This window comes from Caulobacter sp. Root1455, from assembly GCF_001426905.1.
In the GTDB taxonomy this organism is placed as follows: Bacteria; Pseudomonadota; Alphaproteobacteria; order Caulobacterales; family Caulobacteraceae; genus Caulobacter.
Genome location: NZ_LMFQ01000001.1, coordinates 558,768 through 572,007 on the forward strand (window position 1 = coordinate 558,768; position 13,240 = coordinate 572,007).

The window sequence follows — 13,240 nt, forward strand, 5'->3', positions numbered from 1 at the left end:
TGGTGGGGCGGGCTATAGCGGATGAGGGGCGGTGGGGGAAGGGGTTGGCATTTCTGACCCGTTGAGATCGGGTGCTCTACCATTAGGCAATGCCGGGAAGATCCTCACTGCTCCCGCCAGCTGCGTGGATGGCGTCCACATATGCCAGGCGATACTGCGGGCGAATCTGAGATAGGTCAGCCAAGTGCTGCTCCCAACGTTCCAAGGTACTCCGGTGGGTGATTGCATGCGGCAGCTGGCCTGCATATTCCGCTTCGGCGACGCGCCGGATCCAGGGGCCGAACTCGAAGGCGCGGCGCTCAATTTCGGTAAGGGTAGCGAGCAATTCCGCGCGCTCGCTCCGCGCTTTGATTTCGCGAAGAACCTCTGCAGCTACAGCCGCTGGCGGCGGTGCCGTGTCCACTGACCACTCCTTCGCGAATTCCCAGTCTCCGCCCGGCCAGAAGGCCTTCATGCGCACTTTGGCGCCGTAGTCCCACAGTTCGCCGCGGACCTCGACCGCATGATCGGTCACTAGCACTCGGATGCTCTGGAAATACTGCTCGGCCTGCTCGTTGTTCCAGCTCATCATGACCCCCGTTCAATGCTGGTTCGGCGATCAGACCCTGATCTCCTCGAGCTTAAAGTAGCGACCTTCATGCGGCCGCTCCCCCTACCGGGCCAGCCAAAGCGCGACGCCCCTGCTTCACAAACATAAGGATTTCGTCTCGCACACGGGCCAAGTCAGCGACTTGATCGTCTCGGGCCGACTCGTCGAGACGCCTGGCGATCTGCTCGGCGCTGTCTAGAAAGCGCGGTTCTTTGGTCAAGAGGAACGCTTTGCTTGCTCGCTCAAACGCTACAGCGCAGTCCATCGCCGGTGCCTCTAGCGCCACCTCCAAGAGCGACTCATTGAAACCGGCGAGCGCGTCCAGTTCGTCCAGCGCTTGATTGAGCTTCCGTCGAAATCGCGCCTCGTCCCCATCGTCGTACTCAATCCAGTCAGTACGTGTCAGGTCTGAGGGAGGAGGCGCAAGTTTGGACTTCACGATGATGAGCGGCTTGCCGCACATCGAGGCGAAGCCGAGCTCCAAAGCAATATTTGCCATGGCTGTTGGTCGAGTATCTTCTGAGAAGATGGCGACCGTAAACGCCGTGCCACGTATTAGACCTAGGATGCGTTCGAGAAAGTCTTTTCCTCCGGTGGAACCATCTGCATCTTTGATACCAACCCCACGATGCTCGAAAACCTCTCCCACCAGTTTGTTCATCGCTTCATCGAGCGCTGGCGGGTTCCCTAGTTGACGCATGACGAAGGCGCATTGAGGGAACAAAGCGCGGGGGGTCGTCAGCAACACATCGTCGGAAATGGGGGAGAAGACCAGCGCCAAGGCTACTTCTTCTTTGTCGCGACCTCACGGACACCCTTGTAGGGCCCGGCGGTCTTTTTGTGGTCGACGATACGACCCGTGCTGGTGTCGATTTTTACGTAGCGCTTGGTCACAGGATTGAGGGCCTGGACACGCTCTTTGACCGCGCCTTTCCGACTGCCTGATCCGGTGTTCTTCGCCATGGGTCCATACTAAGGCAACTATGTCTGCTTTGCGAGAGCGTGGCCGATGCTGCTGCGTCAAGCGCCCTCAAAATTGAACATCGTTACGCCTGCGGAGATTCGCAAGCGTTCGGACAGTAAGCCGCCAGAAACAGCCTTCTGGCGCGGCCTGAAGGTTCGCTAATGGCGCGGAGCTATTCCTTACATCTCACGGCGAGACGATCGCAGGACGGGGCGGCCTCCAAGAGATGTAAGGTTCACCCCGACCTGTTCAGGTCGAACCTTGAGGCGCGGCCCAGCCAGGCCCTATCCGCCCCTCTCCTCCGCTTTCGGAACCCGCGCGCCCACCATGTCCGGGCTGGAGCTCAGGAAGAAACTGCGGCGGTGGGTGAAGAACTCGGCCGCGACGTCGAGGGCGGCGATGATGACGCGGATCATGGCGTAGTGCGGGCCGGCGGGCGGCAGCTCCCGGAGCTGGTCGATGCAGGCCTGGCGGGCCGGGGCCAGGCTTTCGAAGAACCGTTCCGGATCGCGCATCGCGCCCCGCGTGCTGCGGCGGGTCATGGCGCGCACACGGCGGGGCGAGCGGGCCTAAAGGTCCGTTGGGTCTGCATAAAGATCTCCGATGTTTCTGTTTTGTTCTCACGCCGGCGACGCGCGGAGTCAATCAACCTGGGCTGGCTATCCTCTTTTCACCACGGGGATCCGCGCAGTTCGCCCCCAACAAATTCAACGCCCTGCCCCCGCCCAGCGTGAGCGCGGACCCAATTTCGTCCTACACCGCCAAAACGCCCGCATAATACCTCTCGTCCCACCACCGGGGAGGCCGTCCAGCTGGCGACCTGGCGGGTGGCGGGGGCGGTCGAGCGGGAAGCGTTCGTCGGTGGTCTTGAGTGACGCTTCGGGCGGTCCGGGCAGGTTCCCTGAAACATCGGGACGAAGCCCGGCCGGCGAAGGATCGGCGGGGGCGCCAGGCGCGGGCTGAAATCGCCCGCGCGGTCCGGACGGGGTTTCGTCGCCCCTCCGCCCGCCGGGGGCCTCCATCGGAGCGGGTTAAAAATCCGCGATCCGAAGGCTCTCGTCCACCGGCCGCGCGGAGCGCTCCGGCCCAGGCCGAAACGGTACACTCCACAATCCTACACCGGGCATGGCCCGGACGCTCCGCCGCCTCCCCAGCCCTCAGCGGGTCCCCGCGTGAGATCGGAAAGCCGTGCCTGTCAGATCGTGCCCGCGAACCCTTGCCCCCACCTGACCGCTTCGCGGTCTGTCCGCCCCCATGGGGGGCGGAGGACGCGACGGCCCAACCCAGCCTTGATGGAGATTGCGATGAGCAGACCCAAGCCGCCCACGCCCGCCAACGATCACCTGGCCGCCTTCGGGAAGACAGACGACCTCGACCGCCTCACCGACGCCGAGATCCAGGCCCGGCTGGAGTCCTCGGGCGAGGCGCTGATGCGGGAGATCAATCTGAGGATCCTGCGCCTCCGGGAGCAGACCCTGGCCCGATTGGCGGGGGAGGCGGACAAGGCGCGCCCTTGACCGTCGGGCCCCGCCGGGGACGCGCGCGACGCCTGTCCCCGGCCGCGGCTCGAATGTTCCTCAGGTTTCGCCAAGTCTTAACGGCGCGTTCATCAGTGTTATCCACAGACGTCGCCAATCCAGGGAACATGAATATCCGGTAATATATCTTCGATGTAATCTACCTTTCAGGCTTGTAACTTGAGCTCGGAGGCGCGGACCGGCAGTTGTCATCTCACTGAGGGGAACTTCCGATGACCAAGACCATGCTGCTGGCGACCGCCGCCGCCTTTCTGACCGCCGGCTCGGCCTTCGCCGCCGAGACGCCGCAGGCCGCCCAGGCCCCCGTTCCGACCGGCCCCACCGCCGAGGCGCCGTTGAACGACGCCGCCCAGAAGGGCGTGCTGGTCTTCACCCCCGACTTCTTCGCCAGCCAGCGGCCCAACACCGCCCTGGACATGGTCGAGCGCGTGCCGGGCTTCTCGCCCGACGACGGCAGCGGGGCGCGCGGCTTCGAGGGGGCGGTCGGCAACATCCTGATCAACAACAACCGCCCGGCCTCGAAGAACGACCAGGGCACCGACGTGCTGGAGCGCACCCCCGCCAGCCAGGTCGACCGCATCGAGCTGATCCGCGGCGGCGCCCCGGGCATCGACATGCAGGGCTTTTCGGTGGTGGTGAACGTGATCCTGAAGACGGCGGCCAGCCATCAGTCGATCGTCACCTTGAACAACAGCCTGTTCGACGGCGGCCACGACGTCTGGGGCGGCAGCTACCAGTTCACCGCCAAGAACGGCGAGCGCAGCTGGAGCGTGCTGCTCAGCGACGGCACCTCGACCAGCGACTCCAACGGTCCGGGCCGCGACATCGTCCGCGACGCGGCGGGGGCGGTGCTGTCCGACCTGCCGTTCGCCAACGACGGCTATGGCGGCGGCGACTCGATCCGCCTGAACTATTCGGCCCCGGCGGCCGGCGGCAAGCTGGAGGCCACGGCCCGGTACGGGATCCATGACTGGCAGGAATGGCAGGAGATCGGGGTCACCGGCGGCCCCGACCGCGCGTACAGCGACTATGCCGAGGACACCAAGTCGGGCGAGCTGGGCCTGACCTATATCCGGCCGCTGAAGCCGAAATGGACGCTGGAGACCCGGGTCATCCACCAGTTCGAGAGCTTCGAGAACGAGGCGACCAGCAGCGAGACCGAGCACGGCGTCGTCGCGCCGGAGGCCCGGTTCACCTCGGAAGGCGACTCGTCGGAATCGATCCTGCGGGCCCTGGTCCGCCACGAGCGCAGCGCGGCCCTGACGATCGAGGCCGGCGGCGAGGTCGCCTACAACATGCTGGACACCCAGCAGGCCTTCACCCTGGGCGGAGCGGCGCAGACCCTGCCCAGCGCCTCGGTCAAGGTCGAGGAGCTGCGCGGCGAGGCCTTCGTCAAGGGCACCTGGCGGGTGGACCCCAAGCTGACCCTGGAGGGCGGCCTGCGGCTGGAGACCTCGACGATCAAGCAGTCGGGCGACGCCTCGGCCGAGGAGAGCTTCTTCTACGCCAAGCCCCGCTTCCAGGCGACCTGGACGCCCAAGGCCAACCACCAGGTGCGGTTCCGCTTCGAGCGCGAGCTGGGCCAGCTGGACTTCGGCGACTTCGTGGCCTCGTCCGACTTCGACGACGGCAACGTGCACGGCGGCAATGTCGACCTCAAGCCCGAGCAGCGCTGGATCTCGGAGCTCACCTATGAAAGGCGCTTCTGGGGCGAGGGCATCGTCTCGGTCGGCTATCGCCACGACGAGATCATCGACGTGATCGACCGCCTGCCGCTGGACGGCGGCCTGTCGGCCACCGGCAACATCGGCAACGGCACGCTGGACCGCCTGTCGCTCAACATCGTGGTGCCCACCGACAAGTGGGGGATCAAGGGCGGCCGCTTCACCTTCAAGAACGACTGGAACGAGACCCACGTCACCGACCCGACCACCGGCGAGGACCGTCCGATCTCGGGCGTGCGTCCGACCCAGGCCAATATCGGCTTCCAGCAGGACATCGTGGCCTGGAAGACCCAGTGGGGGATCAACTGGCTGCCGCTGCTGGGCCAGGGCACCTACGACCCGGACCAGACCAGCAGCTGGCGCGGCGCGGCCTATTTCGAGAGCTTCGTCGAGTACAAGCCGACCCCGACCCTGTCGCTGCGCGCCCAGCTGAACCTCTGGGACGACTTCGTGATCCGCCGCACCGTCTATGCGGACCGCACGTCGCCCCGGCCGGTGAAGTTCACCGAGGAACGCGACATCAACCCGCGGACCTTCCTGTCGCTGAAGCTGAGGAAGACGTTCTAGGGGGCGCATTTGGCTCCCGAAAACCTCGTCCTTCGACAAGCTCAGGATGAGGTTTTCCAACGCCGACGCCGGCAAGGGTCCTCATCCTGAGCTTGTCGAAGGACGAGGACCAGGCACGGCGCTTGAATATCGATCCTAGCCCTTGGTCGCCAGCTTGCCGGCCAGGTGCTCGGCCAGCCGGATCGACAGGGCGATGATCGAGAAGGTCGGGTTGGAGATCCCGGTCGAGGCGAACACCGACGATCCGGCGACATACAGGTTGTCGATCGCGTGCACCTTGAGGTTCGCGTCGACGACGCCCTGAGCGGGGTCGGCCGACATCCGCGTGGTGCCGATGTGGTGGCCGTTGACGATCAGCTGGTCCTTGACCGACTCCCAGGGCTGGAAGACCACGTCGCCGTGCAGGGCGTTGACGGCGGTCTTGAACAGCCGGGTCGTCTGGAGATAGGTGGTCTCGTCGGCCAGGCCGACCTCCCAGGTGATGTGGGTCCGCCGCTGGCCGAAGATCGGGTCCACGGTGTCAGCCAGGGTCACGCGGCTGTCGGGATTGGGGAACATCTCGAAATAGTACTGGCCGTAGCCGGCCCAGAACCAGCAGCTGCCGATGCCCAGCTCGCGCTGCTGCTCGGCGCTGGGCGAGAACCGGCCCGAGACGCGCACACCGTTGTCATCGGTCCAGGGGACGGGACGCATGCCGTTCAGCGTGTCTCCGGCCATCAGCCGGGATTCGGGGTCGTCCAGATAGGGCCGCGTGGTGGTGATCACCTGGCCGGTCGACAGCGGATGGCACATGAAATAGCGGCCGACCTGGTCGTGCTCGTTGCCGGCGTTCGACAACAGCAGCAGGCGGGCGTTCTCGACCGCGCCGCAGGCCAGGACAACGACGTCGGCCTGGACGGTGAACGCGGTGGCCTTTTGGGGCGGCGTCTGGTCGTCCAGGCTGGCCACGCGCAGCGAGCGCACCGCGCCCTGCTCGTGATCGATCTCCAGCAGGCTGGCGTTGAGGATCACATCGACCGAGGTGTCGCCCAGCGTGACGCCGTCGAAGCTGGCGGTGGCCAGGTTCCGATAGGCCCGGCCGATATACTGGTACATCTCGACGTCGAAACCGGCGAGCTGGGGGACCTCGGCCTTCAGGATCCCGGCCCAGGTTTCGGCGCTGAAGTCGTCGCCGTGCAGCCTGGTGAACGCGGCCGCCTCCGCATAGTACGGGTCCAGGTCCTCGCGAGAGATCGGCCAGCCGGGGAAGCCGGTGCGCTTCTCGAAGGTGATCGGATCCAGCGGCCGGGACTGGCCGCCCCAGTGCGCGCCCGTGCCGCCGTAGAAGCGCTCGCGTTCCGAGGCGTAGCCGGGTTGGTCGGCATAGGGCCGGATCAGGAAATCCGACTCGTTGGACGCGAACAGGCCGTCGGCCACGCCGTCATAGAGCAGGGTCTTGTCGGGCCAGCTGGCCTGCAGGTCGCCCTTGAAGTCGCGGCTTCCCTCGATCAGCGTGACCTTCAGCCCCGCCTTTTGCAGATACCAGGCCGCCGTGGCGCCGGCGGGGCCGGAGCCGACGACGCACACCTGGGTCTGGACCACCGTGCCGTTGGCGATGTCCTTGCCGTTCCTGATCATGGCCACCCACCTTGAGTTGTCACTCAGGATTGGCGCCACTTTTAAGTGTGAGTCAAGACGGCGCCCGCCAAGGTCGAAGGCGCGGTCGGCGCGCTAGACCTTCAACCGCTCGATCAGCGCCGCCGTCGACGGATCGTGCGAGCCCACGGTCCCGCTTTCCAGCTCCGGCAGGATGCGGCCGGCCATCACCTTGCCCAGCTCCACGCCCCACTGGTCGAAGCTGTTGACGCCCCAGATCACCCCCTCGACGAAGGTCTTGTGCTCGTAGAGGGCGATCAGGGCGCCGAAGGTCCGGGGCGTCAGGCGCTCCATCAGCACCAGGGTCGAGGGCCGGTTGCCGGCGAACGTGCGCTGCGGAGCCAGGGTCGCGATCTCGGCCGCCGAGAGGCCCTTGGCGGTCAGCTCGGCGACCACCTCGTCGGTGGTGCGGCCCACCATGAAGGCCTCGGCCTGGGCCAGCAGGTTGGACAGCAACTTCTCGTGCATCCCGGCCGGGCCCTCGTCGGACTTGGCCACGCCGATCAGCTCCATCGGGGTGATGTCGGTCCCCTGGTGCATGCACTGGAAATAGGCGTGCTGGACGTTGGTGCCCTCGTCGCCGAACACCACCGTGGCGGTGCCGCGCGTCACGGGCCTGCCGTCGGGCGCGACCGACTTGCCGTTGCTCTCCATCTCCAGCTGCTGGAGGAACGAGGCCAGGCGGCGCAGGCGGTGCGAGTACGGAACGACCGAACGGGCGCGGCGGTCCAGGCCGTTGCGGTTGAAGATCTGGGCCAGGGCGATCAGCACCGGCGCGTTCTTTTCCAGCGAGGCTGTGGCGAAGTGCTCGTCCATGACCGCCGCGCCGTCCAGAAAGCCCTGGAAGGCGTCCCAGCCGCAGGCCACGGCCACCGACAGGCTGACCGACGACCACAGCGAATAGCGGCCGCCCACCCAGTCCCAGAAGCCGAACACCCGATCGTCGGCCACGCCGAAGGCGGCGGTCTTGTCGAGCGCGGTCGAGATCGCCGCCAGGTGCTGGTTGGCGCCGGCCTCGCCCAGGGCCGCGGCCAGCCAGGCGCGGGCGGCGCCGGCGTTGGCCAGGGTCTCCTGGGTGGTGAAGGTCTTGGAGACCACGATGACCAGGGTCTGTTCGGGATCCATGTCGGCCGTGGTCAGGGCGAACTCGGCGCCGTCGACATTGGCCACGAAGCGCAGGTCGATGCCGGGCTTGATCGGCCGCAGGGCGTCCCACAGCAGGCGGGGGCCCAGGTCGCTGCCGCCGATGCCGATGTGCAGGATGGCCTTGAACGGCTTGCCGGTCGCGCCCTTGATCTCGCCCGAGCGGACGGCCTCGGCGAAGGCCTTCATCCGGGCGCGGACGGCCTCGACCTCGGCCATCACGGGCTGGCCGCCGGCCTTGAAGTCGGCGTTCGCCTTGGCGCGCAGGGCGGCGTGCAGGACGGCCCGGCCCTCGGAGCCGTTGATCGCCTCGCCGCCGAACATCCGGGTCCGGGCGCCTTCGACGTCGGCCGCGTGGGCCAGGTCCAGCGCGGCCTCGAGGCCGGCCTCGTCCCAGGCCTGCTTGGAAAGGTCGATGTGCAGGCCGGCGACGTCCAGCGTCAGGGTCTCCAGGCGCCGGGGCTCGGCGTCGAACATCTCGACGATGCGCTTTTCGCCGGCGGCCTTGGCGGCGTCTTCCAGGCGGGTCCAGGCGGCGTCGAGATCGGCCATGCGGCGTTCCTTCACACTATGGTTTTGGTAAATCGGCGTTTACCCGGGCGGGCTTACCAAACGGATGCCGCCGCGTCATGAAGACCAATGACGTTTTTCGCGGGGAGAGCCCATGTCCTGTGACGCCGTCGCCTTTTCCGCCATGCTGTGGTTCGCTTCGTTCAGTCCGGAGGCCCAGACCGGCTCCGCGCCGGCCGTGGTCCAGCAGGCTCCGATCCCGCCTTCCGTGGCGGGCGAGCCGCTGTTCGCCGACATCGTCAAGCGGGCCGGCGGACTGAAGGCCCGGACCGAGGCCTATCGCCAGGCCCTGCCCAAGACGCCCGACACCGTCGCCAAGGCTCTGAAGGGCTTCGACGCCTTCCAGGGCCAGATCGGCGAGCTGTCGGCCCTGGACATGAAGGGCCACGTGACCCTGAAGGAACGCGGGGCGGTCGACGACCTCAAATGCATCCTGCGGGGCATCAGCCAGGACCTGCCCGAGAAGCTGAAGGCCGTCGCCGAGGCCAAGACCGTCAAGGACCAGGACCTGGCCTTGAGGGACATGGTCTATCTGCTCAACGACAATGTCGAAGTGATCACCGCGCCGCCGAAGCCGGCGGCTTAAGCAACGTTCCGCTCATCCGGCGCTGTTGGCCACGGCCACCTTGCGGCCTGCCTTCAGATCCTCGACCCGCGTTTGACAAAACCCGCGCCAGGTCAGCGGCGCGTCGCCGCAAGTTCGCCATCCGTCCTTGCTACGGCGGCGCTCGCCGTCCAGAAGGCGAGCGTCCGTTCGCCCCGCAAAGGCTCCAGCCCGCACACGCATGTCGCCGAAGTCCAAGCTCCCCGCCGCGCTCGCCGCGCTCGCCGCGCTCGCCGTCGTCCTGGCCGGCTGCGCCACCGAGACCAAGACCACGGTCTTCGTGCCGATGGTGGCCCCGACGCCGCCCAGCTCGCTGACGCCGCAGCCGGTGATGCTGTTCAACCAGACCAAGGACGGCCGCAAGCTGTTCACCCTGGACGCCGAGTTCCCCTATTGCGACGTCGAGACCGGCAAGGTCATCGTCGTGCCGCGCTGGTACGTCACCGACTTCGCCAGCGTGCCCTGGTACGGCCAGGGCTTCGTCGATCCGCAGGGACCGACGGCGCGGGCGGCCATCGTCCACGACTGGCTCTACACGATCGGCGAGCCGGGCAAGCGCGAGGAGGCCGACGCCATCTTCCTGCGGGCGATGCTGAAATACGGCGTGCCGCCGTTCCAGGCCAACATCGCCTACAAGGCCGTGCGGATCGGCGGCGACAAGGGCTACGGCCTGCCCACCGACTGGAAGTTCACCGATCCCAAGCGCCAGGACATCTTTCAGCCCGCGCCGTTCGCCAAACCGCGCACCGGGGCGGTGCGGATCCTGCCGCGCTGCCAGGGCTTCGGGGCGTTGATTCAGAGCGGCTGGCGGGCCTATCCGATCAAGACCCCGATCATCACGGCCCCGCCGCCGGTCGTGGTCACCCGCACGCCGCTGGACCAGGTGAAGGAACGGCTGCCGTTCGGGGGCAAGGGCGACAAGAAGAAGTAGTTCCTCCCCCTGTGGGGGAGGTGTCGGCGCAGCCGACGGAGGGGGGAGTGGTCGGCCGACCCAACAATATCCCCCCACCGGCCTTCGGCCGCCTCCCCACAGGGGGAGGATCTAGGACGCCGCCTTCTCGATCGCCTCGATCACCAGGCCCTCGGTCAGCAGCTGCGGCAGGATCACCGGCGCGCCGCTTCCCTTCGGATAGACCAGGTACAGCGGCACGCCGACGCGGCCGTGCTCGGCCAGGGCGGCGGCGATCGTGGCGTCGCGCTTGGTCCAGTCGGCGCGCAGCAGCACGGCGTCGCTGGCCTTGAAGGCATCGACCAGGCGCTGGCCCTTCAGCGCCGTGCCCTCGTTGACCTTGCAGGTCACGCACCAGTCGGCGGTGAAATCGACCATCACCACCTTGCCCTCGGCCTGCAGGGCCGCGACCTTCTCGGGGCTCCAGGCCTCGGCGCTCAGGCCGGGACCGGCCGGGGCCTGCGCCGTCGTCGCGGCCGCGGGCGCCGAAGCGGCGGGGACGGCGCGGACGCCCAGCACCACCAGGGCCGCGGCGGCGACCAGCGACAGGGCGGCCAGGACGAACGGGACCGCCGCGCCCTTGCCGGCGATCGATCGCGCCTGGGCCAGGCCGTAGAGCCAGGCGGCGAAGGCCACCAGCACGCTGGCGGCCAGCAGGGCGGCCAGGGGAATCGACCCCGTCTGCTGGCTGAAGACCCAGGCCAGCCACGCGGCGGTGGCGTACATCGGGAAGGCCAGGCCCTTCTTCAGCACGTCCATCCACGGACCCGGGCGCGGCAGGCGGGAGAGCAGGGCCGGGGCGAAGGCCAGGATCACGAACGGCGCGGCGAAGCCCAGGGCCAGGCCCAGGAACACCGCCAGCGACAGCAGCGGCGGCTGGGTCAGGGCGTAGCCCAGGGCCCCGGCCATGAACGGCGCGGTGCACGGAGCGGCCACCAGCACGGCCAGGGCGCCGGTCAGGAACGAGCCGCCGATTCCGCCGCCGGACGCGCCGGAGGCCACGCCCTGCACCGAGGCGCCGACCTCGAACACGCCCGACATGTTCAGCGCCACCAGCAGCATCAGCAGGGCCAGGCCCGCGACCACGACCGGCGACTGCAGCTGGAAGCCCCAGCCCACGGCCGCCCCGCCGGCCCGCACGGCGATCAGCAGACCGGCCAGGAGCAGGAAGGTGACGACCACCCCGGCCAGGAAGGCCAGGCCCTGGACGCGGGCCTTGCCGGCGTGGTGGGCGTGGGCGGTCAGGCTGGCGGCCTTCATCGACAGGATCGGGAAGACGCAGGGCATCAGGTTCAGGATCAGGCCGCCCAGGAAGGCGAAGGCCACGGCCAGGGGCAGGCCCAGGCTGGCGCCTTGCGCGGATCCGGCCGCCTTGGCCGGCGCGGCGGGCGGCGCGCCCAGGCCGCCGGCTTCGGCGGGGATCGTCCCCGGCGTGGCGGTGATCTCGTAGGCCGCGCCGTTCAGGGCCAGGACCCCGGCCAGCTCGGTCGGCTTGGCCTCGGCCTGGGTGAAGTCGTAGCCGGGGGTCAGCGACAGGGTCAGGCCCTCGGGGCCGCGCTCGATCGCCTGCTCGGGCGGATGCTCGATGACCTTGCCGGAATAGGGATAGAAGAACGCGCCGGACACGTCGGCGCCCTTCAGCGGCGCGCCGGTCACGGCCAGCTTCAGCACCGAGCCCCGCAGTTCGAACACCGCCTTCAGCCCGGCCGGCTTGGGGGCCTTGGCCAGGGTGTCGGCGACCTTGGCGCCCCACTTCGGGTCGGCCTGCGGCATCCCTGCCACGACTGGCAGGGTCAGGGTGACGACGGCGTCCTCGGGCACGCAGACCTGCTCGCAGACCAGGAAGGCGGCGGCCGCCTTCAGGGTGACGACCGAGCCGACCTGGGCGTTGGCCGGCACGGTGATCGGCACCGGCAGCAGCACCTCGCCGGTGTAGGCGAAGTCCAGCAGCGGCCCGACGCGGCTCTTCTCCGGGGTCGGCCAGACGATGTCGCCGGCGGTCCAGCCGGCCGGCAGGGTCCAGACGATCTTGGTGGCGTCGCCAGCGTCGCCGGGATTGCGCCAATAGGTGTGCCAGCCGGGCTGGATCTTCTGGCGCAGGGCCACATAGACCACCCCGCCCGGCGCGGCGCCGGCCTCCTGGGACACCAGCTCGACCTCGATATGTCCGGTCTGGACGGGCTCGGCCTTGGCCGCCCCCGTGAGCAGCGGGGCGCCCAGCAGCAGGGCGCCCATCAACGCCGGTACGACGGCGAACAGCTTTCGAAGCGACATGAACGGATTCCAGGCGCGGCCGACCGGGGCCAAGTTGCAAGACACATGACCTCTCCAAGCGCTCTCGACAATGGCCAAGCCGTCGTGATCAGGTCGAAGACCCGCGTTCGCAAGAGAGTCGTCCATCCATGCCCGCTTCCTTCGACGACATCGAAATCGGCCAGGTGGTGTCGCTGGGCGCGACGGTCGTCGACGACAAGGCGCTGGAGACCTTCTGCGCGGCGTTCCAGCCCGGCTGGCCGGCGGCCAGCGGCGCGCCCGACACCATGGTCTTCGCCATCTGGTCGAAGCTGGACGCCGAGGCCAGCGCCGCCTGGCCCCAGACCAAGCGGGTCGGCGTCGACGCCCTGCGCTGGCTGCGCAACCCGCCGGCCGGCGAGCTCTTGCGCGGCCGCATGACGGTGATGGGCAAGGACCCGGTCGGCGAGGGCAAGGGCATCGTCATCGCCCAGCACGACCTGCTGGACGAGGCGGGCCGGCTGGTCTTCTCGTGCCTGACCCGGAGCATCTTCGCGCGGTAGGCGCCGTGCGTCCTTCGAGGCTCGGCTACGCCTCGCACCTCAGGATGAGGAATTCAGCAACAAGGCTCCTCATCCCGAGGCGCCCGCGAAGCGGGCCTCGAAGGACGCACCAAGCCTGATCCGCAAAAGAAAAAGGCGGCGGGCCCTTTCGGATCCGCCGCC

General features: G+C 68.1%; 12 protein-coding genes and 2 pseudogenes. 7 read left to right on the plus strand and 7 right to left on the minus strand.

Annotated elements, in window-relative coordinates:
- Window positions 1-82: 82 nt before the first annotated feature.
- The 4 genes from ASD21_RS02420 to ASD21_RS02430 all read right to left on the minus strand — a co-directional run bounded on the left by ASD21_RS02420 (window position 83) and on the right by ASD21_RS02430 (window position 2,095).
- Entirely contained in the window at window positions 83-568 is a 486-nt protein-coding gene (locus tag ASD21_RS02420; RefSeq protein ID WP_156398256.1) for a hypothetical protein, read from the minus strand.
- Window positions 569-635: 67 nt separating this feature from the next.
- Window positions 636-1,370, minus strand: coding sequence for a hypothetical protein (locus ASD21_RS23735; RefSeq protein WP_156398257.1), 735 nt, complete (start codon window positions 1,368-1,370; stop codon window positions 636-638).
- Between the two features lie 2 nt (window positions 1,371-1,372).
- Window positions 1,373-1,552, minus strand: a complete 180-nt coding sequence (locus tag ASD21_RS23185) for a hypothetical protein (RefSeq protein WP_082554592.1) — start codon at window positions 1,550-1,552, stop codon at window positions 1,373-1,375.
- Window positions 1,553-1,837: 285 nt separating this feature from the next.
- Window positions 1,838-2,095 (minus strand): hypothetical protein, encoded by a 258-nt coding sequence (locus tag ASD21_RS02430; RefSeq protein WP_056436107.1) that lies wholly within the window; start codon window positions 2,093-2,095, stop codon window positions 1,838-1,840.
- 762 nt (window positions 2,096-2,857) lie between these two features.
- On the opposite strand from ASD21_RS02430, the gene ASD21_RS02435 reads away from it, so the two are divergent.
- The 3 genes and pseudogenes from ASD21_RS02435 to ASD21_RS25170 all read left to right on the plus strand — a co-directional run.
- Window positions 2,858-3,070, plus strand: a complete 213-nt coding sequence (locus tag ASD21_RS02435; RefSeq protein ID WP_056436110.1) for a hypothetical protein — start codon at window positions 2,858-2,860, stop codon at window positions 3,068-3,070.
- A 233-nt stretch (window positions 3,071-3,303) separates the two neighbouring features.
- A complete protein-coding gene (locus ASD21_RS02440) occupies window positions 3,304-5,382 on the plus strand; it encodes a TonB-dependent receptor plug domain-containing protein (protein WP_056436113.1) in 2,079 nt (692 codons plus the stop codon).
- 9 nt (window positions 5,383-5,391) lie between these two features.
- A pseudogene (locus tag ASD21_RS25170) lies at window positions 5,392-5,491 on the plus strand (hypothetical protein); the annotation flags it as partial.
- 26 nt (window positions 5,492-5,517) lie between these two features.
- On the opposite strand, the gene ASD21_RS24555 reads toward ASD21_RS25170, so the two are convergent.
- Together ASD21_RS24555 and pgi are read right to left on the minus strand one after the other, a co-directional pair.
- Entirely contained in the window at window positions 5,518-6,999 is a 1,482-nt protein-coding gene (locus ASD21_RS24555; RefSeq protein WP_056436116.1) for an FAD-dependent oxidoreductase, read from the minus strand.
- 93 nt (window positions 7,000-7,092) lie between these two features.
- Window positions 7,093-8,712, minus strand: a complete 1,620-nt coding sequence (gene pgi / locus ASD21_RS02450; RefSeq protein WP_056436121.1) for a glucose-6-phosphate isomerase — start codon at window positions 8,710-8,712, stop codon at window positions 7,093-7,095.
- Window positions 8,713-8,824: 112 nt separating this feature from the next.
- Between pgi and ASD21_RS02455 the strand changes: the two genes are divergently transcribed.
- Both ASD21_RS02455 and ASD21_RS02460 read left to right on the plus strand, forming a co-directional pair.
- On the plus strand, window positions 8,825-9,316 hold the full coding sequence (locus tag ASD21_RS02455) for a hypothetical protein (protein ID WP_056436124.1): 492 nt from the start codon (window positions 8,825-8,827) through the stop codon (window positions 9,314-9,316).
- A gap of 199 nt (window positions 9,317-9,515) precedes the next feature.
- On the plus strand, window positions 9,516-10,265 hold the full coding sequence (locus tag ASD21_RS02460; RefSeq protein ID WP_056436127.1) for a DUF1353 domain-containing protein: 750 nt from the start codon (window positions 9,516-9,518) through the stop codon (window positions 10,263-10,265).
- A gap of 111 nt (window positions 10,266-10,376) precedes the next feature.
- On the opposite strand, the gene ASD21_RS02465 is transcribed toward ASD21_RS02460, so the two are convergent.
- Window positions 10,377-12,557 carry a protein-disulfide reductase DsbD family protein gene (locus ASD21_RS02465; RefSeq protein WP_056436328.1) on the minus strand — a complete coding sequence of 727 codons (2,181 nt, stop codon included), beginning with the start codon at window positions 12,555-12,557 and terminating at the stop codon, window positions 10,377-10,379.
- Window positions 12,558-12,685: 128 nt separating this feature from the next.
- On the opposite strand from ASD21_RS02465, the gene ASD21_RS02470 reads away from it, so the two are divergent.
- Both ASD21_RS02470 and ASD21_RS23745 read left to right on the plus strand, forming a co-directional pair.
- Entirely contained in the window at window positions 12,686-13,078 is a 393-nt protein-coding gene (locus ASD21_RS02470) for a hypothetical protein (RefSeq protein ID WP_056436130.1), read from the plus strand.
- Window positions 13,077-13,196 (plus strand): annotated as a pseudogene (locus ASD21_RS23745) (hypothetical protein); the annotation flags it as partial. The gene ASD21_RS02470 and the pseudogene ASD21_RS23745, both read left to right, overlap by 2 nt.
- Between the last annotated feature and the right edge of the window lie 44 nt (window positions 13,197-13,240).